Genomic DNA, 20,955 nt, shown 5'->3' with positions numbered 1-20,955 from the left:
TTGCGCTTTTCTTTGCGTAAAAATAGTTATATGAACGAGACAGTAATCACACTATTCGGCAGTATTGACCGGTATTGGTACAATAAGAATTATCTGAAATACTTCCTGGACAAAGCAAAAGGCCAGCCCGTACGTCTGAAGGTCTCCAGTCCGGGCGGTGATGTGGCAGAAGCGGTTGCCATGTCCAGCCTTATGGCCGAGCACGGTAATGTGACGGTGGAATTTATCAGCTTTAACGCTTCGGCCGCTACCATATTGGCGTTCGGTGCCAAGTCCATTGAAATGCACGAGGACGGTATGTGGCTGGCACATAAATGCAGTTTGGGAATCGACATCTGGGGGAATCTCAATGCCGATCAGATTGAGGGCGCTATCACAGAATTGCAGAACAAGAAAAAGAGCGCCGAAGCTATTGACCTGATGATTGCACAGAAGTATATCAACCGCAGTGGCAAAACCCTGAAGGAGATTATCACACTGATGGAAGAGGAACGTTGGATGCCTGCTACCGAAGCCAAGGAATGGGGATTCATAGATAAGGTTATTCCCGGTGCCCATAAAAAGCCGCAGGTGACCAATGAAATAACCGATTGCTTTACCGCGCTCGGCCTGCCGCTGCCAGTTATTGCTTCTGAAGAGAAACCGGAACCGGAAAGCGGTGACAAAAATTTAGTCTTCCAGATTATCAACGGTATCAAAGGAGTGCTTTCTACCGGTAACAAGACTGACATTTCTAATTCAAATACAGTTATTTCCATGCGTAAAGAATTTACTTTCGTCAACCAAATCCTCAACTGTGAAGGTGTTGAGGAAAAAGACGGTAAGATACAGCTTACCGTAGAGAACCTGAAGGCCATCAATGATGCCATTAAAGCTGCCAACGATGCGAAAACCAAAGCTGAACATGATTCTGAGACTGCCAACACAGCCAAAGAAACAGCCGAAAACAGTCTGGCAGCAGTAGTAAATGACCTTGACAGCCTGAGTGACAGTGTTAAGAATGCCGCTGACAACAAGGCTAAGGTACAGGTTATCCGTAATATTGTCGGCAAGATACCGGGAACGGGTACGGACAGCCATCAGGAAGCGAATGAGGACAACAAGTTCGCGGACATTGCTACGGACCCTATCAACAGTTTTGAGAATGAATAACATCTAAACTTTTCTATTTATGGATTTCAAAGCACCTATTGACATTACCGCTGTTCTGACCGCGGTAAAAAAACACAAGGATATCCTGAAGGCGGTCGATAAACTTGACGCTTCAGAGGTATTGAGACATTTCACTCCGGTACCGGGTATTACGGACTCGTTAGAACTCGGTAAGGTGGAGGGCGGAAGTATCTCCGGCAAGTATACCGGCAAATTTACAGCCGGTAAGTACCTGGGTAAGATTGTTCCCCGCCGCCTGGTAGTGCGTCCTGTCGTGATGGAGATGTCCGATGAACCGGAACGTTACCGCCGTACCTATATCGCAGAAGTTCCCGGAACACTCCGTAAGGAGCATCCGTTCGAACTGTGGCTGATCAACCACGGTCACGAACTGGCATCCAATGACCTGCTATTTGCTATTTTCACGGCAAAATACAGTGCTGATGAAGAAAAGACGGACATTCAGGACTCTTTTGACGGGATCGGTACTATCGTTACTGAAGGCGAGGCAGTCGGGGACATCTCCAGTGTTGAAGGCAATGTTTATACCACCGGTGAGTTGACCCGTGCCGATATCGGGGAAAAATTACTGGAGATGTGGCGTCACATGCCGCGTACTTTCAAGCGCAAGAAGAACATTAAGATGTTTATTTCCGATGATTTGGGCGATATGTATGATGACTGGCGCAAAGATGAGGGTACCATTGTTATCGGACTCAAGGAAGATACTTCCGATACGCAGCATCTCCTCGGCTCCAACAACCGTTGCGAGCTGGTACGTGTTCCGAACCTTCCCGATGGCAGCCAGTTCGTTATGCTGACTACGAAAGAGAATGTTTGCTACGGTTTTGACAAGGAGAGCGACTTTAAGTCCATCAAGCCGTTCATGTCCGGCAATCCCTATACCTTTGATGCCGCCGGCAAGTATGTGATTGGCTTCCAGTTCGTGTCGGTACACAAATCCGAATTCTGCGTCAATGACCGTCCGGTAGATCCGGAAGATACCAATTCTTTTGGGTATATCGAAGTAATGATTACGCCTGACGAAGCGATGGCCAACGGTGGCAAATGGCGTATCCAGGGCGAAGAAATCTGGCGTGATTCCGGCACGTATGTAGCTGTTCCCGGTGGAAAGGAATATACCGTTGAGTTCCTGGAAGCTGCCGGATACACCACTCCTGCCGTGCAGAAAAAGACACCCGCTGCGGGTAAGGTAGAAAAGGTAACGGGAACTTATGTTGTTAAAGAATAAGATTTATAATTATGGCAGAAGTAGATCCTAAATTATGTATTGCCCTTGATGATATCAATGAGGCAATGGACTGCGAAAACCAGGATAATATGGGCGGTATCATACCGTCCGTTATCTTCGGTTATCATACGGATGTGGCCACATGGCCGGACTATCCGAAAAAAACGGAATCCCCTCTTTCTCTTGAAGAAGCCGGTACACTGGTCGGTGACCTTGTTATGAAGGAAAACTGTCGTGCATACAAGATGGATTTCACTGACGAGTTGGCCGAGTTCAAAATTACCGACCAGGGAGAAAGCGGCGGCGAATCATATTTGATGGACCTGAATATCATTTCTGCCAAAATGCGGAAAAAGATATTCGGTTTTGAAAATGCCACCAAAGGACGTAAGATGTTCTTTATCGTGACCGACAATAACGGTACGAACTATCTGATGGGCGACAAGCGTCGTGGCGCTCTTCGTGCATCAGGTGACGGGGCTACTACCGGAGCCAGTTCTACAGCCCGTAATCAAAACACGCTCCATTACACTTTTACGGCACCACGCAAATGTGTGTATGAAGGTGACATGGAAGACATTCTTACTGTAAAAGCTGCACCTGTCGGCTAAATTTCTCGTTTCTTTATTTAGTAGGTTGTTCATGTCCGTCTCCGGATTCTTTTCCGGGAGGCGGACATGCTGTTTTGTCCTATCCCGGCAACAATAATCGCAATAGCTTTGCGTATCATTAAAAATCAAAGTAGAATGTCAAAGATTACACAGAACTACATCGAGGCGCGCAGAGATGGCATAAAATGGCTGAACTCGCAGAAACGGGACTACAGTACCGGTGTGAATATCCTTACCCGTTCCGGATATAAAGGTTTTGTTGCCGCCCGCCTTGCCCGCCAGGGCGAAAAGCCGCATACCCGTGAGAAGCTGGAGTATGAAATCCGTCAGATGATTAAAGTGTGGTACCATCCCGATGACCCGCGCTTTGAGGATGTGGACCTGGCGGATGATGCGGTACCTGGCAATGACGGGCGTTCCGAAACAGTTACGGAAGAAACGGCGGCAGCCATTGTTGCCATTGCGGAAAATGAACTGGCGCGTGAAGCGGATGAACAGCCTGCCTATCCGCCGGTTATTGCCAAAATCATCTATGATTTCCGTGAATGCTATAATGAGCGTTCACGCCAGCACCGGTTGCTCGCCGAACTGGGTGAGACCAATACGCAGGCTGTATGTGCAGAACGCAAGGATATTGTCGCCCGTATAGGTTATCTCTCCAAACGCATGACTTTGCTGGCAGCCGTCAAAAGGCAGTTTGAGAAAAATAAGGAGTTGCCGTCTGAGGAACAGCTGGACGAACTCTATAAAGAGAAGGATGCCCTGAAAGAGCAGCCGGACACCGAATCGGACGATACCGACATCAGTGCTTTGTCGATAGAAGAACTGAAAAAAGCGAAATCCAACGCCAAGAGTAAGATAACCAAGGCAAAGAATATGTTGCTGTATTCTTCGGAGAGCAAGCCCAAGGACGGTAAAGAAAATCCTCTTCCCGATTGCCCGAAACGTGTGAAATACGAGAAGAAGATTGCCGACCAGGAAGCATTGGTAGAAAAAATAGAATATAGACTGGCCGAACTGCAATAATGCTGGTGTGTTGCGGTGATATGAATGAGATGCCGGCGGAGAACATGAAGGACAATGCGCCCTCTCTTCGCCAAACGGATGCGGCAATTTCCGACCATGACCTGGTTGCGGAAAAACTGCTGCATCCGGATGCCATGGGGATGCTGGTACCCGGCAGGGACAAACATTTCTATTCTTCAGGGGCATTCAATCTTATTCAACTGATTTTCTATATTCTGAAACAGACCGGTCCGGCACATCTGCTGCTTACTACCTATTCCATATCCATGGACAGTATTGCGGCGCTTCATCGCAAGACAGAAGCGGGTGAACTGTTGTCGGTACGGTTTCTGATAGACAATCGGGTACGCAGCATCTCACCCAAACCATTCGATTATCTGGTAACTACATTCCCGGACAGTTACCGCTGCCTGGCGTTGCACGCGAAGGTGGCATTACTATATAATGAGAATTGGAAGATTACCGTAGTGGGCAGCCAAAATGCCACTCATAACCCGAAACTGGAACGTGGGATTATCCATACCAGCCCGGACATTTTTGATTTTGACTTTAAGATGTTAAATGATGAATTTGACGCAGCAGCAAAATGATGAAATAGAAAAAATGGCCTACCGCCTTATCCCACCGGGCTTGATTGCCATTAATATCGGTGTGGACGAAACGGATTTTACCCAAGAACTCCGGACTCCGGGCACTGAAATACGGGCGGCCTTCTATCGCGGGCATCTTCGTCAGATGGTCGAAGTACGTGAAGCAATCATCAAATCCGCCGTCAATGGCAGTAATCCGGCACAGCAGGAGCTGATTAAATTCTTTAAATCGCAACAGCAGTATCTTGAGTATGAGTAGTAATCTGACAGCATCCAAAAGCAAGGCCGCACTGGAGGAACAGTCATACGAACTTATCCGCCAGCACATCATTGACCCTGAAAACAGTCCGTTGCCGGAGCATTTGCAGGTACAATGTAACCGGGTGTTGCAGATAGCCCGTCTTTTGGACGATTATCCGAACGAGAGCCATATCATCAATATCATGCTGGCAAAATACCGTATCTCGCGTACACAGGTGCGTAAGGATATCGCCCTGGCAAAAGAACTGTTCAAGACACAGCACCAGTTTGACTGGGATTTTTGGTTTGCCTGGATGATAAAGGACCAGGTACAACTTATCCGGGATTGTAAACTCAAGGGCGACCTCAAGCAATGGAACAATGCCAAGAAAGTACTGCATCAGATGATTGGCGAAAAACCCGCTTCGGTTGAGGACCCGCGCCGCATGGAGAAGAATGTATTCTATATTCAAATCAACAGCATGGGGCAAAAAGTGGATATTCCTCTGAATGCCATCCGCAATCTTTCACAAGAAGAACAAAAGGTTTTGGTAGATTCTATGTACACACCCATTGACGATGTACAGGCAGAAGAAATAATGAACTCATAAATATGTGAAAATATGATTGATACATTGATTGTTACAATTGTGATGTGCGTTGATACCTGTAATCTCTCACCGGTACAGAGTTCAATTCATTCCGCATTTCGTGAACTGAATATAAAGGAGGCTGTTATCCGGGCGGTAGAAGATACCCGGCAACGGGAGCAGAAAGCCGGTAAACCGTACTGGCATGTAAGAAACTACTCGTTTGTTAATTTAAAATTCAGAAAACATTATGAAGAAATTAACCAATAAACGGCTTATCTCTTACCTGGTTGACCATAAGCATATTGATATGGTATCAGTCAGCAAGACACAGATTGTCTGTACCGTGTCCGCCAGGTTCAAACCGGATGAAGTGCCGCAGTTACTTGCGGACACCGGGCAATCCATGCCTCGTATGACTTCTTCCGAAGGTATGAACTACATTGTATTCCCTCGTTATTGATACGACAGGAGAATGGACGAGAACGTTTGGGAAGAGGTCATCAAAGTCAACCCTGCGCAGGCAGCATTCCTGGTAATGCCGTATAGGAACGGATATGTCATCTATTCACGCGCCACTGGTAAATCATTCATTACCGGTGCCGTGATAGATGACAATATCCGGCTTATGCCGCGCGGCATTACCACACTCACCCAGGCCACCATCGGCCAGGCACTCACTAAAACGTTGCCTTCAGCTTTCAAGATGCTGGAGATGCTCGGTTACAAGCAATGGGACCCGCTCAGCAAGACCGGCGATTATGTGGTTTGCCGCCGCCCCATTGAGGGGTGGTACAAGCCCTATGAGCACATCATGTCTTATGAATACGGCATCAGCTTCAGCAACGGACATATGCTTTATATACTTACCCAAGGCGGCAACAGCCGTGGCCCGAATGCCGACTACAACATCACCGACGAAGCGTTGACGCTCGATAAGGAAAAATTTGACCAGGAAGCTGCGCCTACCAACCGCGGTAATGAGCATATTTTCGGACGCAAATCGGAGCATCCGGTATTGAAGCATCACGGAAACACCTTCTTATCTTCCATGCCTTATACTCCCGAACAGAAATGGCTGCTTGAACCTGCCAAATATTATGAAGAGGAACGAGACATCCGGCTGTTCGATGTCTGGAACAAGATTGTGCGGTTACAAATGCAGCTTATTGATGCACGCATTGCCGGTGATACAGGGCTGTTCAAGGAAATCTGGAATGAGACCGTCCGTCTCCGTCAAAGCATTACGCCGTTCGTCTCACGAGACGGTACGCTGTTTATCCTCGGCTCTATCTTCGACAATATAGCCAATGTGGGCATGAACTACATCCTGAACCAGTACAAGGTGATGGATAAACTGTCCTTCATGATTGAGATATTGAATTATATGGTGGATAAGATTGACAGCTGCTATTACCAGCTGGATGAACGGCATGTGTATTACAACGCGACCAATGACGACTATATACGGGACTTTGCCGAGGATACCGGCTTTGATTGGAAACGGTTGGGCAATAACGATGACAGCCGTCGTGACCTGGATTGTAATCCGAACCAGCCGATAGAGCTGACACCTGACTGGGGTTCGGCAGCTTCTTTCCTTGAAGTGGGTCAGGAACGTAACTATGACTTCGTGACGAAACTGTTGACACGTGAACCAGTGGACAACAACATCAACGAGTTCTTCGTCAAGCGTGACGAAGAGGACGACACGATGGTGAACGCCCTGATGGACAAGTTCTGCCACTACTACCGCAACCACATCAACAAGCACCTGCACTACTACCGCGACCGCTACGGCGACGCCCGCCGTGCCAACAACAAGAAGTCCTACAACGAGCTGGCCATTGAGCGCCTGGAGAAACACGGCTGGACGGTGGAGCAACACGCCCATTCGGGCATGGAACCGCCGCAACATGACAAATACCTGCTCTGGGCTTCCATTCTTGCCGAGAAGGACGAACGGTTCCCGAAGAAGCGTTTCAACGGCTCGAAATGCAAATACACGCTTATCTCCATGAACAACACCCGTGTCATCGAAGACCGTGAAGGACGTTTTGCCAAGGACAAACGTAGCGAGCGTAATCAGTCCATTCTTCCGGAAGAAGCCACTCATTTCGGAGACGCGGTGGATAAACGTGTATGGACGAAGTACGGGCATTTGCTCAGGCAGTCTTACGGATTCGTGGATGCGCGTATCTGATTAACCTTACATACATTCGCAACAGCAATCGCAATACATATGACAGGATTCGCAATCTTTATAAGGACAGCAGCAACGCTTGAGGACAGGATACAGCACTGAATAAACGTCCGAGGGGGTGCACCGCCTATCATATTTCCTTTAAAATTGTGAATTTTATTAACAGTTGGGATAGGGCGCGGTTGGGAGAAACTTCCGTTTCTCTTTCCATTCGGATGGAAAGCAGAGTGTTATGTTCTTATACTTAGCAATATAGGTTTTTTATAACGTTTGTTAACCAACACCCAGGCGCGCAAAATCCGCACCGAGAAAATAGGTAAAAAATCTATCTCCTCGGTACGGATTTTGCGCGTTTTAGCGGTAATAAGCAGTGGCTTATTGTGTTTACTCGCACCCATGCAGGCTACACCCGGTTTTACCCATATCAGAGGATAGACCGGGCAGAGCGGTATAGTTTTCAACTATGTATTGCAAGCTGTTTCCTCTTCTGATTGTCGCCCTTTATTTCTGTCTCCTATCACCACGCAGTTTCGCTTTTTTGTGCTGCAAAGGTAAATGTTGACGTCACCGGTTCAAGTTCGGGCTGGCGTTTCATAAAAAATCTCCACCTGTACAGGTCGTATTCAAGCCGTTCCGGTTTTCTGAAAAACTTGCTCTTGCTCCTTACAACACCTTTTGATGCAGCGTAAAAAAGGCGAAACATACCGCGTAGCGACAGGCGACGCAGAAAAAAAAAGCTCCAATCAGGGAAACAGCCAATTAGATAAGGCTCACACCCGGAAGCTCAAGGTTCAACATAAAATTTGCAGCAATGAAAACATTCACTTACAAACAGGCTATCGAGGTTTTGAACAAGTATTTCAAAGGATACAAGGTGCTAAAGAAGTTTGACGGAATCAGAGAGTTAAGCATTCTTTTTCGGGATGCGAACGGCAAAAAGTGGGAACTTCTTTCAACGGCTGACCCCTACTTTCAGACGGTAGAGGATTTTGTAATCATAGAAGCGTAATAATTTAATACATAACATTTTAATACATAGGATTATGAAAAAGGAAAGAGACGAAAAGAAAGAACGTGAAGCACGGATTTTGAAAAGGCAGCAGTTAAAAACATTGTCGCAGTCTTTGGTTGCCCGCAGGGAGATGGGCGAATACATGGGGAATGAAGATGATACGGTAAACGGTCTGTTGCGGTTTTATTACGCCTGCAAAGGATATACCAACCTAAAGACTTTCAAGGAGTGGAAAAAAGCGGGTTTTACCGTCCGTAAAGGTGAAAAAGCACTGCTTATATGGGGGATGCCCGTTGCATCGAAAGCGGAGCGGGAACGCATCGAGGAACTGAAAAAACAAGGTCGGGAAGAAGATGCGAAAGAAGATTTTTTTCCGCTGTGCTATCTCTTTGCGGAAAGTCAAGTTCACAAGGTAGAGAAGTAGGTTAACCACTATTATATAAATCATTAATTATTAACTTTTTAAATTTTACAAATATGGAAAAAGAAGTAAAAACAATCGGTGAAGAAGTGACAAAAGCAGTTGAGACAATGAAAGAAACGGGTAAGGCGGGAAAAGAAGCCCCTAAAGAACAACCCGTGAAAGAGGAAAAAACGACCGATGCACCCGCCAAAGGCAAGGGAAAAAGTGCAAAAAAGGATGAAGCATCCAAGTTGCAGGAGGAAATAAACCGTAAAACGAAAGAGCTGGAGAAATGTCTGGCCGAACTCGAAAGGAAAAAAGAGATTTCCCGCCAGCGTACTGCATTCATCAACGCTATGGATAAGCTGGATGAAGCGGCCGACAAATTGAAAGAAGAAAATTCCTTTGAAACAACGCTTTATAAATTGCGGTTTATGGAGGCTTCAAATTACGGCAATAATAGCGACATCTTTACGATTTCCAACCGCTTTTTATTAGAGGAATTCGCCAAGTTTATGAAAAAGAAAATCCAGTCGAAAATCGAAGAGTTGGAGCAGCTCTTAATCAGTGAGTAATAAGTAAAGACAGCCCGCTTTCGGGTGGGCTGTCTCTGATAAAATAGGAATGTTATGGAAACTTTGTTTGATAGTGCTTGCCGCTACATGAGCGACAGCGAACTGATATACGAGATAACCAATAATAAGAAAATTGTCACCGAGACGGAACAGCACAGCGGGGAATATGATTTGAACGGCTTATTCTCCTCGTTGACACCCGGTCGTAGAAAAGTGGCGATGGCTGCCGTTGAATTGTACAAACGGCTGCAAAGCAGGTATAACGGGCAGGACGCTATCCGTTGCAGCCAGGATATTAATGCGCTGATGTATCCGTTTTTGTGGGATTTACCGAACGAGGAACTTTGGGTACTGGCTTTGAATAATGCTTCACGGGTGATAAAGAAAGTGCGGGTGTCGGTTGGCGGCATAAGTCAGACGGCAGTAGATATAAGATTAATCATGCGTATATTGGTGGAAGCATCCGCAACGCAATTCGTTGTTGTACATAATCACCCGAGCGGGAACAAACGACCCAGTAGGGACGACAAGAATATAACGGAGAGATTGAAAAAGGCGGGTGAGGTATTTGATATTAGGCTGATAGACCATGTTATAATAGCGGGGGATACTTATTACAGCTTTAGCGATGAAGGGATTTTGTAGAGGAGACGGGTGCGGGGGTGGCACCCGCTTCCGTTTGTTCGCACACTCACAAACGGAAGCGGGTGTAAAGAGGTCTGTTTGTTTTCCGTTCCTTTAACCACGGAGGGGATTTTTTGTCCTATGACAGCGGATGACAGGATTCTATCTTTGTGACAAAAAAAGATATGATACGTTTTTTCACAAAATTCGTCGGTACCTACGGGTACGATTCATTGAAGGATTTTTTCCTTTCGATAGCTCCGAGCTTCAAATATAACTTGCAACTGCCTGCAATATCCTTCAGTGCCATTACAGCAATAGTCAGCGAATACATAGGCATCACTCCTTTCCTGGCAATGGCCATGTTGGTGGCAATTGTTTCTGAAATGTGGACGGGTATTCGGGCAAGCAAGGTTCAAGGTATAGGCTTTGAATCTTTCCGCTTCTCCCGATGCATTATTAAGCTATGCATCTGGCTGACCATTATCTACATTATCCATTCCTTTTATTTGGAAAGCAAAACGATAGCGGAAAATGATTTTGTGATGCTGTTGGCTACCGTATTCTTTTCCATCACCAAAGTGTTCGTCATGACCTGGTTCTGTGTGGAGCATGTGACGAGCATATTGGAAAACCTTGCCATTATCGACGGTAAACCGAAAGATACGCTAATCAAGCAAGTGGGGATATTATGGATGACGGTTACGGACAAATTCAAAAGAAAGGTTGATGAAACGGAACGTTAAGTGCATATGCCTATGTGCGGTTATCGCACTTTTTGCCGGCTGGGCGGGGCATTGGTCCGGTTCCCGCTGCCGGAGCATCGTCCGTGTTCCGGAAACGGTTATCTATCATGATACGATACATTCCGCAGTACCTGAGCCGAAAGTGGTTGTCAGAGAGGTACCTGCTGATGTGGATACGGCGGCTATACTGGCCGATTATTTCCTGGAGAAACAGTATCTTGATACAATTATTGAACGCCCCTACCTACGGGTGGAATTGACTGACGTAATAGCCCGCAATACCTTGCTTGACCGTACGGTAGTAGTGGATTACAATCAGCCCGTTGTTTACGACAATGCTTTATCGTTGGGATCATTTGTAGGACTTCATAATTGTGTTCTTCTGGCAGGGTATCGCCGTAAATCTTGGGAATTTAAAGCCGGATATGATTTATACAACAAGTCTGTTGTGGTTGGTTTGTCTAAAGATTTGTGGAGATGGTAGCCGATATTGCTGATAATTCGTATGTATTTTCCTATGATATGCCGGACATCCGTATCACGGGCGTGCATGAGAAGTTGAGTCTCCGAATGGTGATTGACGGGCAGGAAGCGCTTTCTGAAAACTATTATCCGGACAATGACAATGCTGTCATCCTTTGTAATCCCGGCGACATCATAAATGAATATTTTGTACGTCCGGAACTCACCGATGATGATACTTGGATTGCGTTATCACCCATGACGGTACAACTTTCCCTTTCGGATAGTGAAACCGCTGCCGACTACACGCTATACGTATTTTATTCCAGATATCATGTTTCTTTTGAGCCGTTGACCGATTTTATGTTCTATTCCCGTTACAAAGTCAAACTAATCAGGCTGGATAATATTGAACATCTTTCTTTTTTCGTCTCGGAAAAAACAAAAGTGTTTCTGGATGTTATCTATCTGGAATTAGGTAATAGTATCAAGAAAACCGTCGAACTGAAACTTCCTGAAGCAAACCGTATGGCTGCATATAATATAAGCCCGGTTAGAGTAAGCGGACTTGCAGATGTGCAATATGATAATATCATATCGTATGATATGCGTATTACGAACGGTACTCTGACAGACCTTGTGAGATATGTCATAGACCGGAGAAGTTACCGTGACACGCATCAATTTCTCTATTATAATATGTTCGGGCTTCCAGAGGCTATCTCGTTCTCCGGATTGGTACAATACAGTCCGGAACTGGTAGGCGATATTGTAGACATGGTAAAACAAAAAAGGCGGTTCAATCCCTTCTTTAATGACCTACGTACCGTTAATACCGGCTACTTGGATGAAAACAAATACCAGGCGCTGATAGATATGATAACCTCACCGGTGCAATATTGGCATGACCCCTCTTCTCTCCCAACGGAGATTATCATTACGGATATTGACTTTACCCATACGAAAATGGGCAACCAAAGAGTGAATGTGAATCTGACTTTCTGTCCGGCAAACCGGAAATACCATGTGTTCGACAGGGCTTCATTTGGCGGCGGAATATTTGACTATACATTTGATAGAACATTTGAATAATATGGAAACAATACGCAGAAATCTGGCATTGGCCGGCATGGATATCCGCACGGACGAACGCGGACGCCGGCGCATCTTTTCAATAAAGTTCGTCAGCAAGGAAGGTAAGATATATTTTATTCCTCAAGCATATGCTTGCGGTGCCGGGCGCATGAACATGAAAGAATATCAGCTCCGGGGTGTACAACCTTGTGATTGCAAGGGTAATCCTGAAGGACATCCTTACCCTGTGGATATAGACCTTATATTAGAGTATAATAAAATGAAAATCGTATTCTGATGAATATACTGTTTAATTCAAGCGGTATTCCCCTGCTAATGCAGTCCACGTACATATTCGGTGAGACAACGGGGACACCGCAGAAAGAGATGAAGGACCGTACCAGGATTCTGGCACCGTATGCCCTGTCGAACGCCAGCTATATAGACGTCAATGGGGTGAAAGTACGCTCATGGGGAGATGGAAACGATTTCCCGCAGAAAGCGGCCGAAGAAATCGGTAATACCAGCGTGCTCAACACCGGACTGAAATTTCTTCGTAACCTGACGCTCGGGCAAGGAGTATATCCTTGTACGGTGGGCGGTTACGATGATGCCGGCAATGAGATGCTAAAGCCTGTTACGGATAGCCGGGTACAGGCTTTTATTGCTTCCCGGAATGTAAGGCGCTATATGGAAAAAGTACTCCGGGATTATCTGAAATTCGGTAATGGGGCAGTTCAGTTCGTACCATCGGCAGCGGCTAACTCTTTTGCCGGTGTTAACCCGGTCAATGCACTTTATCGCCGCTATTCCGAAATGGACGAATACGGCGCCTGCAAGTGTATCGTTTCCGGATATTGGCCGCAGCGTCCGGACAAGGGGCAATACACCAGACTGGATGTATTGTCCGAATATGACCCGCAAATGCACGCCGAGGTACTGAAATTTGCCGGAAAGATGAAAGACGGATTCATCATGCCGGTACGGGACAGCTGGAGCAATGACGACCTTTACGGCATGCCTATCTGGTGGCCTGCCTATGTCTGCGGGTGGGTGGAGATAGCCCATCTTATCCCCCACTTCCTCAAGAAAGCCTACAAGAACCAGATTACCTGGAAGTGGCATGTACAGATACCATATTCCTATTGGGAGAAGAAATATCCGTCCAAGGACTATTCGACCAAGGAACGTGAAGCAGCCATACAGAAGTATATGGATTCTGTGGAGCAGAACCTTTGCGGACCTGATAATGCGGAAAAGCCTATTTTCTCGCATTATGCCGTAAACGAAATGAACGGCAGGATTGAGGAAGAATGGAAAATCAAGCCGCTGGAGAATAAATACCAGGGGAGTGACAATCTTCCGGTATCGGCAGCCGCCAACTCGGAAATTCTGTTTGCTCTGATGGTCAATCCCAATGTGCTCGGTGCCGGTATGCCCGGCGGTACATACGCGGGAAACCAGGGCGGTTCCAATATCCGCGAAGCGTTCCTTGTGAATATAGCCAATGCGTGGATTGACCGGCAGAACATCCTTGACCCGATAGAACTGTACATAAAGATGAACGGTATGCCGGAATGTGAGTTACGTTTCCGCAATACAGTATTAGTAACCCTTGATACCGGCAGCGGTACCAAAAAAACATTGAGCTAATGATATTCAGTGCAGAAAAATGGAATAATGGCAGAGAGCTGAAAGCGGTGATGAAGGTAAACACCGCCATTTCCTTTGACATGATGGAAGCACCGCTTCGCAATGCTTTCCGACAATACCTTGTACCGCTATTAGGCGATGCGATGGCGGGAGAAGTGGTTGAGATATACAAATTCGGTCCAAATCCGGATGTATTGGAACAGAATACCGAAGGGGCCACTGAACGAGAGAAAATGGATAGTCACCTGTTGGAGATTTGCAAACGGGCAAATGCGAACCTGGCATTTTGGAATGATTTTGATGAAATCAGCATGCGTATCACCGATGCAGGTTTCCAGCGGCAGAAGTCAGACAACAACGAGTCATTCCAACAGGTATACAAGTATCAGGAAGATAACCTGAGGGCGTCGTTACGAAACAAAGGGTTCAATGCGCTTGACGAATTACTTGAGTTCTTATATGTCCATATAGCGGAATATCCGGAGTTTGCGACCTCACAGGCTTACCAGGACCGTAAATCTGCCATTGTTCGCAGCACCGCGGATGTCAATGACGTCTGTTTTATCAATGGCAGCCGGATTATTTTCCTGCGTTTACAGCCGCATCTGAAGTTTGTCGAGGAAATGCTTCTTCAGCCGGCTATCGGTGACAAGCTATACGAACATCTGATTGACGGGCTGGTTAATCCTTCTGAAGATGAAGGGCAGCGGAAAGATGTGGAACGCCTTCGCCTTACCTGTTCCCGTTACATTGTTGCAATGGCGGTCAGACGGCTGTTGATGGAAACGGGCAGCATAACAGACCGGGGACTGTATTTCACTACGGTACAGCCGGATGAAAAAGGCAATGAGGAAAAGAAACCCGTTGATGCGGAACGCATAGCCGTACAGATTCAAAATCTGAAGGCGGATGCGGATATGTACATGACAACTCTGCTAAGGACGGCACGCAGTTATTTTGCAGAGCTGTATGCCGGTGACGCCAGACGGATATTCGACCGAAACAATGACCATAAACGTACATTCTGGACATGAAGGAGCTTCGTATTGAATACCGCAGTTTCGGCATCCGGCGTGAAGTGATATGCCCGGTACCTCAGACATGGGAAGAACTGACACCAAAACAGTTCCTGCTCGTATCGCGACTTTATCTTCAGGAAATAAATGAATCATCATTCTTGAAGAAATTTTATTCCCTGCCGTCCGAAGCTGGTTCCGACAATTATTACAGGTACAAGCTGAGCGAGTTTGTGGAGTTCATCAGTGACTGCCGTGTCCGGATGGACCGTTTCATTCTTCCTGATGTGTCAGGACTCAAGGCGCCGGGTGAACGTCTGAAAGGAATGTGTTTCGAACATTTCATGCACGTGGACACAGCTTTCAACCGCTACACACGTGACGGAAAAGATACTTCACTGGATATTTTCGTGTCGATGTTGTATTTGAAAAGCAATGAGTATATTGTCCTACCGGCGGGTGAGAAAAACGGTTTATTTAGCCGCCAGAAACCGTTGATATTGCAGAAACGGGTAACGAAAGTGGCAAAGATTGACAAGTATGTCAAATACGCTATCTTCCTGAACTACGTTTTTGTCAAGAGGTGGCTCTCAAAGGCTTTTCCTTTCCTGTTTCCGCTGAATGACGAACAGGAACCAAAAGACAAGCAAAAAAAACCGGCTGCACCGTCGGTCAATTGGCTCGACATATTCGATGCCTTTGTCGGTGATGATGTGGCGGTCATGGAGAAATATCAGGCAATGCCGGTGGCTACGGCATTCCGCCTGCTAAATAAAAGAATACGTGACGCTCAAAAACAGAAAAAATGACATTTTCAGAGTACATGGAAAGCCTGGCTGAAAGGCATGTCGATATACGGCATAAAAAGAATGATGAAGTACACTTCCTCTCATCCGAACGGGAGAAGCATACGGCATTGGACAGCCTGCTTCACTATCCGGCAGTAATTTTGGACCGTGGTTCCGGATTCGGTTACGGTGGCGGTCCGGGAGCGTACCGGAAAGAACGTGATTACCTGCTGTTCATTGTGGAGCATATATCCGACACTTCCGATTATGAGCAGATAGAAACAGCCATTGACAAGTGCGAGCGTATTTTAGACGAAATGTTCAACCAATTACTCGAAGACAAACAAAAAAAACGTTACTGGCTCTCCTTTTCCTTAGAAGAGGTAGAAGTAGACTATGTGACAAACAATGACAATCAACTTTATGGAGTGGTTGCAGCAATACATTTGTCACAATCCCATGTAGCTATAAGTTGTCGGAAAGCATTTATGTAATATGGCAGATACGATTGAGATACTTAAAGAACTGGCCCGGTATATACGGTATGCCACCCGGGAGAATGAAAATACCTCAGAACGTGTAGGACGTACATTCGTTGGTATTCTCAACCTGATAAAAGACCTTGAAAATATCTATCTCCATAAAAACCAACCTGACGAAACTAACTTTCTTATTAGATTTTTGGGCGGATTACTGTCTAATTATATCCAGTCTGTAAATTATTCTTCCGGTGCATTGGGAGAGGGCTTCTTGATAAAGGTTGACCCTAAGACTGGTAAGTCCTATATTGAGGTAGACGAACTTTTTGTACGCATAAAAGCTATGTTTACCGAATTGGAAATAAAGAAGCTGTCTTATGCAGGTGGAAATTATATGTTCACCGCTGCCGGAATGAAATGCGGCAAGGTTGAGGAGTACGAAGGCTTCTGGCGTTGTTATTTATTGGTTGATGATGGAGAAACGGCTATTGAGAATCCCTTCCGTACGGATGATATGGTTACGTTTCGGGATTTCAACATAAAACCGGGTGTTTACGAGAATGTAGCCAATCGATTTTACTGGCGGTTATGTGTTGGTGTTGGTGAAGATTATATAGACCTTAGCAAAACGGACTGTGAAGCCCTAAACAATGATATTCCTAAAGAAGGTGACAGCCTTGTACAACTCGGTAACCGTACAGATAAAAAACGCCAGAACGCAATAATATTATCTGTTTATGGTGATGATGCACCGTCTTTTAATCAATATGCCGGGATAGACTCTTATTCTTTGGCCGGTAAGGAAGTAACCGTTATCAGCCCGAATGGGAATAGGTTTACTGGTGATTTTGTTCTGAAAACCGGAGTAAACGTGCTTACCCAGTTCCAAATGCTGGAAGACCTTATTCACTCGGAAATATCTAAAGTATATGATGATGTACAGACAAAAGATAACTATCTGTTTAACTCTGCGTTCGCCTCTAATACTGATGGATGGATAACTACTAATAAGGTTCGTTTTTTCACCGTTAATGGGAAATTCCTTTTCTTTAATGATAATTTCTATTCCCGTAAAGATGCTATAGCTGCCGTTGTCCGCTATGATAATAGGAATGTCCTTCGTATTACAGCTTCTGGTATTAGGCAACTGAATGACAATTTGGCCAATAAACCTATTTATGTTGATGGGGAAACAGCCGGTAAGTTTTTTATCTCTTTCCGGTGTAAGGTAATTACTGCCGGTACATTGACTGTCGGTTTCCCCGATCAGGACTTGTATTTTACGGAACGTCTTGAACCCGGAAAAGAGTATGTGTTGAAAGAATATTCCGGAACATGGAACGGCACAGGCGATTTTGAACTGAAGTTTACGGGTGAGATTTATCTTTATTCGCTGGCGTTGGCCCGCAATGCGCTCAGCGATTTATATACAGAATTAAGTTCTAAAATAGAACAGACCTCCGAAACTATACGGACAGAAGTAAGGGAAATGTCTGAGGCCAACGGTGAGAAATTTTCTCAGATAGAACAGCGTGCATCAAACATTGAACTATCCGTCAAGAAGGTTGATGGTGATGTTGCTGGTATAAATGGAGATATTACCAATTTAGGAATCAGAATTGATGGAGTAAACAATAGTATAAGTGCAGTTGCCTCAAGAACTACTGCTCTTGAACAGGCGAGTGCCGGTTGGATTACAGCAACGGAAGGCAATAGGTTATGGGCTAAAAAGACGTTGGAAGATGGAAATACCCTTATCTCGTATATTAATCAAACTGCCGGTTCAACGACTATCCACTCATCCAAGATTAATTTAGAAGGGGCGGTTACCATAACTGCACTGGATAATGAACTTAAAACCAAAGTAAACAATTTTGTTTCTAATTCCGACCTTGGCAGTTTAGCTTTTAAAGATGCTGTAGAAGCTGCACAATTAGGTAGTACAATCGTAATAGGAGGCTATCTTAACACCGACCTTATTAAGGTGCGGCGTATTGATGCAGATGCGGGATTTATAGGAGGCTTTACTCTTGAAAACGGGCGATTGATATGGACGCGCAGTGATTATTTCGGAGGAACCTCTCGTAGTTTGAAACTTGGCTCCGGTACATCCAAAGAGGGAGTTGTCAATGTAACATTTAACGCAGCTACCGACGGACGCTTTGGTGTTTCAGCTATGGGAGCCAATATTGGTGGCTCTGCAGCCATATATGGCTCTTCAAATATGTATTCTCCCAATTATCCTGATAACTATGTTTATGCGGGATTCTTTGATGGGAATGTTCGTGTTTTGGGAGATATTACAGCAAACGGATTTTATGTGAAAGGAAGTGATGGGGAATATCTTCCGGTGCTTTCTGACACTTGGCTTTATGGGCTGAAATACAGCTCTTCTGATTTGACACCTAAGAACAATGTGAAAATACATATTGCAAAAGGACTAATTGTCGGAATGGAACGGTATTAATAACATTATAATTTATAATTATGAAAGTAGATTTTAATAAAAACTTATTGGATTTTAAGGGGAATCCGGTTGTGAATATTGTAAATGGAAAAGAAACGCCCCAAAAATTATGTAACATGATTGCGGAAGCGTTGTTCTCTGCCGGGATAGACCCGCAAAAGCCAATGGATGTCTCCAAAAAAGTAAAGGCATATAAAATGATGCAACAACTTATCAATAACAATGGCATAATTGAAGCTGAAACAGATGATATTGCACTTTTGAAAGAGATATGCTCCGGATTTTTTACAGCCGGTTCATTTGGGCAAATTTACGAATTAATTGAAGGAGGAATTAAAAAATGAACATTACATCAACTAACAGTACTGCTGTGACTAAAGTTAGAGAAAATCTAATAATCAAGTATCGAATGTCCACCCGTGGAACTGAAGCGGTAAAGGATATTACTGCGGAGATTATCAATAATGAGACAGTTGTTGGGTATTTCAATATGTCAAAGAATGGAATTGTCGGTTTCTCTCTACATGAAGGAAGCAACTTATCTCAAGATGAGATAAAGCATATCTTTCAACAAGCTATTGATGACTCATTTGGTGTACTCTCATAAAAATTAGATTATGAAATTAACGAAGCAAGAATATGACGATTTGCTTCAAAGCTTAAAAAAGGACCTGGAGATTGGCTCTCAGGGAGTAGGCGAGATTCCAATAGCGGAAACGTTGGATGGTATTACTACTCTACCGGCTTTTCAACCGGTTGAGGGTAAGGATATTCCGAATATTGTGGAAGTTCCACTTACTCTATTGGCAGCTCCTGCCTTAAATGCAGAGAAGGAAGTCAGAGAGTCCGAACAAAAGCGTATTGAAGCTGAAAAATTGCGTGTTGAAGCCGAGAAAAAACGTGTTACGGATTTTGGTACGCTTAAATCGGAGTCGGAGCAAGCAACCGCTGATGCAACCGCTTCTGCAGAGCGTGTAGATGAATCTATTACTGACATCAGCTATGAGAAACAGGCGGCTATTGAAGCGACAGGTAAGGCAAACACCGCGGCAGATAAAGCGAATGAAGCCGCGGAAGGAGCCAATGCCAAGTCACTTCTTGCCGACCTCGCCGCTAAATCTGCCAATGCCGCTGCGAGCCTTGCCAATGAGAAGGCGGTGCTTGCCGATGAAAAAGCCGGGCTTGCTGAACAGGCTGCCGGTACGATTGATTCCAAGATGCAAGAAAAAATCAATGCTCTTATAGCTAATGCTCCGGAAGCGCTTGATACACTTGTAGAACTTGCAGCTGCACTTGGCAATGATCCAAACTTTGCCACGACGGTAGCTACGGAACTGGCCAAGAAGATTAATAAGGCTGACATTGTGAATGACCTTATTACCGGTGGTGTTGATAAAGTAGCTTCGGCCGAGACGGTCAAAACATTGGATGGAAGTAAGATAGGTTCACTGTTCTTCACAACCATATCCAGACCGATGACAACAACCGAGTTTGCCGAGATTGTCACTCCCGATACCAATACCCTGTATATAGTTACTTTACCCTCTTAAAACAAGAAGTGTTATGGCAATATATGCAGGAAACAGAAAGGTATCGTTGTATTTGGGCAAGGACAGGCTCTATCCATATGGAAACCTTTTGTTACGTACACATATGGGACGATGGCATACCGGGTTGCTTGTTCCATACCTCGGTATTGTGCGTATGGGTGGCAAAGATTGGGTCTGTGTTGTGAAAACCGGAACGGATAATCCTCCGTTATGGACTATAACCGATAAAGACGGCAATCGTATTTTGCAGACTCAAGATGGCGGGCAGACCTACGGTTACATCTTAACAGGCGAACAAAATACAGCCGAATTTGATGAGATTATTGATTGATTAATGTTTACAAAAAGAGAGAATAAATTAAATGTTAAATTGGGCTGATTTTTATAGTAGAAATGACGCCCCTAAAATGTACGAAGCATGGAAACAAGTGATGTTCATGAG

General features: G+C 45.1%; 27 protein-coding genes. All 27 read left to right on the top strand.

Translation table 11 applies throughout. The features are described 5' to 3' along the window. Positions 1 to 30 precede the first annotated feature (30 nt). The 27 genes from DW121_RS08985 (at position 31) to DW121_RS08850 (ending at position 20,844) form a co-directional block, all read left to right on the top strand. Complete coding sequence (locus DW121_RS08985; RefSeq protein ID WP_118323596.1) at positions 31 to 1,152, top strand: Clp protease ClpP; 1,122 nt, start codon at positions 31 to 33, stop codon at positions 1,150 to 1,152. Positions 1,153 to 1,171: 19 nt separating this feature from the next. Next, positions 1,172 to 2,404, top strand: a complete 1,233-nt coding sequence (locus DW121_RS08980) for a hypothetical protein (protein WP_118323595.1) — start codon at positions 1,172 to 1,174, stop codon at positions 2,402 to 2,404. 11 nt (positions 2,405 to 2,415) lie between these two features. Then, on the top strand, positions 2,416 to 3,015 hold the full coding sequence (locus tag DW121_RS08975) for a hypothetical protein (protein WP_118323594.1): 600 nt from the start codon (positions 2,416 to 2,418) through the stop codon (positions 3,013 to 3,015). Between the two features lie 135 nt (positions 3,016 to 3,150). Continuing rightward, positions 3,151 to 4,041 carry a hypothetical protein gene (locus DW121_RS08970; protein ID WP_118323593.1) on the top strand — a complete coding sequence of 297 codons (891 nt, stop codon included), beginning with the start codon at positions 3,151 to 3,153 and terminating at the stop codon, positions 4,039 to 4,041. A 20-nt stretch (positions 4,042 to 4,061) separates the two neighbouring features. Then, positions 4,062 to 4,631, top strand: coding sequence for a hypothetical protein (locus DW121_RS08965; protein ID WP_233555793.1), 570 nt, complete (start codon positions 4,062 to 4,064; stop codon positions 4,629 to 4,631). Continuing rightward, positions 4,603 to 4,890: a hypothetical protein gene (locus tag DW121_RS08960; RefSeq protein WP_118323591.1), complete on the top strand. Its 288-nt coding sequence runs from the start codon at positions 4,603 to 4,605 to the stop codon at positions 4,888 to 4,890. The genes DW121_RS08965 and DW121_RS08960 overlap by 29 nt, the downstream gene beginning before the upstream one ends. After that, positions 4,883 to 5,482 (top strand): hypothetical protein, encoded by a 600-nt coding sequence (locus DW121_RS08955; RefSeq protein WP_118323590.1) that lies wholly within the window; start codon positions 4,883 to 4,885, stop codon positions 5,480 to 5,482. Before DW121_RS08960 ends, DW121_RS08955 begins: the two co-directional genes overlap by 8 nt. A gap of 12 nt (positions 5,483 to 5,494) precedes the next feature. Continuing rightward, positions 5,495 to 5,731: a hypothetical protein gene (locus DW121_RS08950; protein ID WP_147399671.1), complete on the top strand. Its 237-nt coding sequence runs from the start codon at positions 5,495 to 5,497 to the stop codon at positions 5,729 to 5,731. After that, on the top strand, positions 5,712 to 5,924 hold the full coding sequence (locus DW121_RS08945; RefSeq protein WP_118323588.1) for a hypothetical protein: 213 nt from the start codon (positions 5,712 to 5,714) through the stop codon (positions 5,922 to 5,924). The genes DW121_RS08950 and DW121_RS08945 overlap by 20 nt, the downstream gene beginning before the upstream one ends. Before the next feature lie 12 nt (positions 5,925 to 5,936). After that, a complete protein-coding gene (locus tag DW121_RS08940; protein ID WP_118323587.1) occupies positions 5,937 to 7,664 on the top strand; it encodes a hypothetical protein in 1,728 nt (575 codons plus the stop codon). An 811-nt stretch (positions 7,665 to 8,475) separates the two neighbouring features. Then, positions 8,476 to 8,673 (top strand): hypothetical protein, encoded by a 198-nt coding sequence (locus DW121_RS08930; protein ID WP_118323585.1) that lies wholly within the window; start codon positions 8,476 to 8,478, stop codon positions 8,671 to 8,673. A 34-nt stretch (positions 8,674 to 8,707) separates the two neighbouring features. Beyond that, on the top strand, positions 8,708 to 9,100 hold the full coding sequence (locus tag DW121_RS08925) for an ArdC family protein (protein ID WP_118323584.1): 393 nt from the start codon (positions 8,708 to 8,710) through the stop codon (positions 9,098 to 9,100). A 53-nt stretch (positions 9,101 to 9,153) separates the two neighbouring features. Further along, entirely contained in the window at positions 9,154 to 9,654 is a 501-nt protein-coding gene (locus DW121_RS08920; RefSeq protein WP_118323583.1) for a hypothetical protein, read from the top strand. A gap of 54 nt (positions 9,655 to 9,708) precedes the next feature. Then, a complete protein-coding gene (locus DW121_RS08915) occupies positions 9,709 to 10,299 on the top strand; it encodes a RadC family protein (RefSeq protein WP_118323582.1) in 591 nt (196 codons plus the stop codon). A 164-nt stretch (positions 10,300 to 10,463) separates the two neighbouring features. Further along, a complete protein-coding gene (locus DW121_RS08910) occupies positions 10,464 to 11,024 on the top strand; it encodes a phage holin family protein (RefSeq protein WP_118323581.1) in 561 nt (186 codons plus the stop codon). Beyond that, positions 11,008 to 11,508, top strand: a complete 501-nt coding sequence (locus DW121_RS08905) for a hypothetical protein (RefSeq protein WP_118323690.1) — start codon at positions 11,008 to 11,010, stop codon at positions 11,506 to 11,508. The genes DW121_RS08910 and DW121_RS08905 overlap by 17 nt, the downstream gene beginning before the upstream one ends. Further along, positions 11,502 to 12,578 (top strand): hypothetical protein, encoded by a 1,077-nt coding sequence (locus tag DW121_RS08900; RefSeq protein ID WP_118323580.1) that lies wholly within the window; start codon positions 11,502 to 11,504, stop codon positions 12,576 to 12,578. Before DW121_RS08905 ends, DW121_RS08900 begins: the two co-directional genes overlap by 7 nt. Position 12,579: 1 nt before the next feature. Then, entirely contained in the window at positions 12,580 to 12,858 is a 279-nt protein-coding gene (locus tag DW121_RS08895; RefSeq protein ID WP_118323579.1) for a hypothetical protein, read from the top strand. Continuing rightward, positions 12,858 to 14,213 (top strand): hypothetical protein, encoded by a 1,356-nt coding sequence (locus DW121_RS08890; RefSeq protein ID WP_118323578.1) that lies wholly within the window; start codon positions 12,858 to 12,860, stop codon positions 14,211 to 14,213. The genes DW121_RS08895 and DW121_RS08890 overlap by 1 nt, the downstream gene beginning before the upstream one ends. Then, positions 14,213 to 15,247, top strand: coding sequence for a DUF6712 family protein (locus tag DW121_RS08885; RefSeq protein ID WP_118323577.1), 1,035 nt, complete (start codon positions 14,213 to 14,215; stop codon positions 15,245 to 15,247). Before DW121_RS08890 ends, DW121_RS08885 begins: the two co-directional genes overlap by 1 nt. After that, the gene (locus tag DW121_RS08880) at positions 15,244 to 16,038 is read left to right on the top strand and encodes a hypothetical protein (protein ID WP_118323576.1); all 795 of its coding nucleotides are present in this window, start codon (positions 15,244 to 15,246) and stop codon (positions 16,036 to 16,038) included. The genes DW121_RS08885 and DW121_RS08880 overlap by 4 nt, the downstream gene beginning before the upstream one ends. Then, complete coding sequence (locus DW121_RS08875; protein WP_118323575.1) at positions 16,035 to 16,511, top strand: hypothetical protein; 477 nt, start codon at positions 16,035 to 16,037, stop codon at positions 16,509 to 16,511. The genes DW121_RS08880 and DW121_RS08875 overlap by 4 nt, the downstream gene beginning before the upstream one ends. A gap of 1 nt (position 16,512) precedes the next feature. Then, positions 16,513 to 18,963 carry a hypothetical protein gene (locus DW121_RS15705; protein WP_187120021.1) on the top strand — a complete coding sequence of 817 codons (2,451 nt, stop codon included), beginning with the start codon at positions 16,513 to 16,515 and terminating at the stop codon, positions 18,961 to 18,963. Positions 18,964 to 18,983: 20 nt separating this feature from the next. After that, entirely contained in the window at positions 18,984 to 19,307 is a 324-nt protein-coding gene (locus DW121_RS08865; protein ID WP_118323574.1) for a hypothetical protein, read from the top strand. Further along, complete coding sequence (locus tag DW121_RS08860) at positions 19,304 to 19,570, top strand: hypothetical protein (protein ID WP_118323573.1); 267 nt, start codon at positions 19,304 to 19,306, stop codon at positions 19,568 to 19,570. The genes DW121_RS08865 and DW121_RS08860 overlap by 4 nt, the downstream gene beginning before the upstream one ends. A gap of 10 nt (positions 19,571 to 19,580) precedes the next feature. Further along, positions 19,581 to 20,513, top strand: a complete 933-nt coding sequence (locus tag DW121_RS08855; protein ID WP_118323572.1) for a hypothetical protein — start codon at positions 19,581 to 19,583, stop codon at positions 20,511 to 20,513. A gap of 13 nt (positions 20,514 to 20,526) precedes the next feature. After that, on the top strand, positions 20,527 to 20,844 hold the full coding sequence (locus DW121_RS08850) for a hypothetical protein (protein ID WP_118323571.1): 318 nt from the start codon (positions 20,527 to 20,529) through the stop codon (positions 20,842 to 20,844). Positions 20,845 to 20,955 lie beyond the last annotated feature (111 nt).

It is taken from the genome of Bacteroides sp. AM10-21B (assembly GCF_003472565.1).
GTDB lineage: Bacteria > Bacteroidota > Bacteroidia > Bacteroidales > Bacteroidaceae > Bacteroides > Bacteroides propionicigenes.
This window is presented reverse-complemented; position numbering and strand designations above follow the sequence as displayed.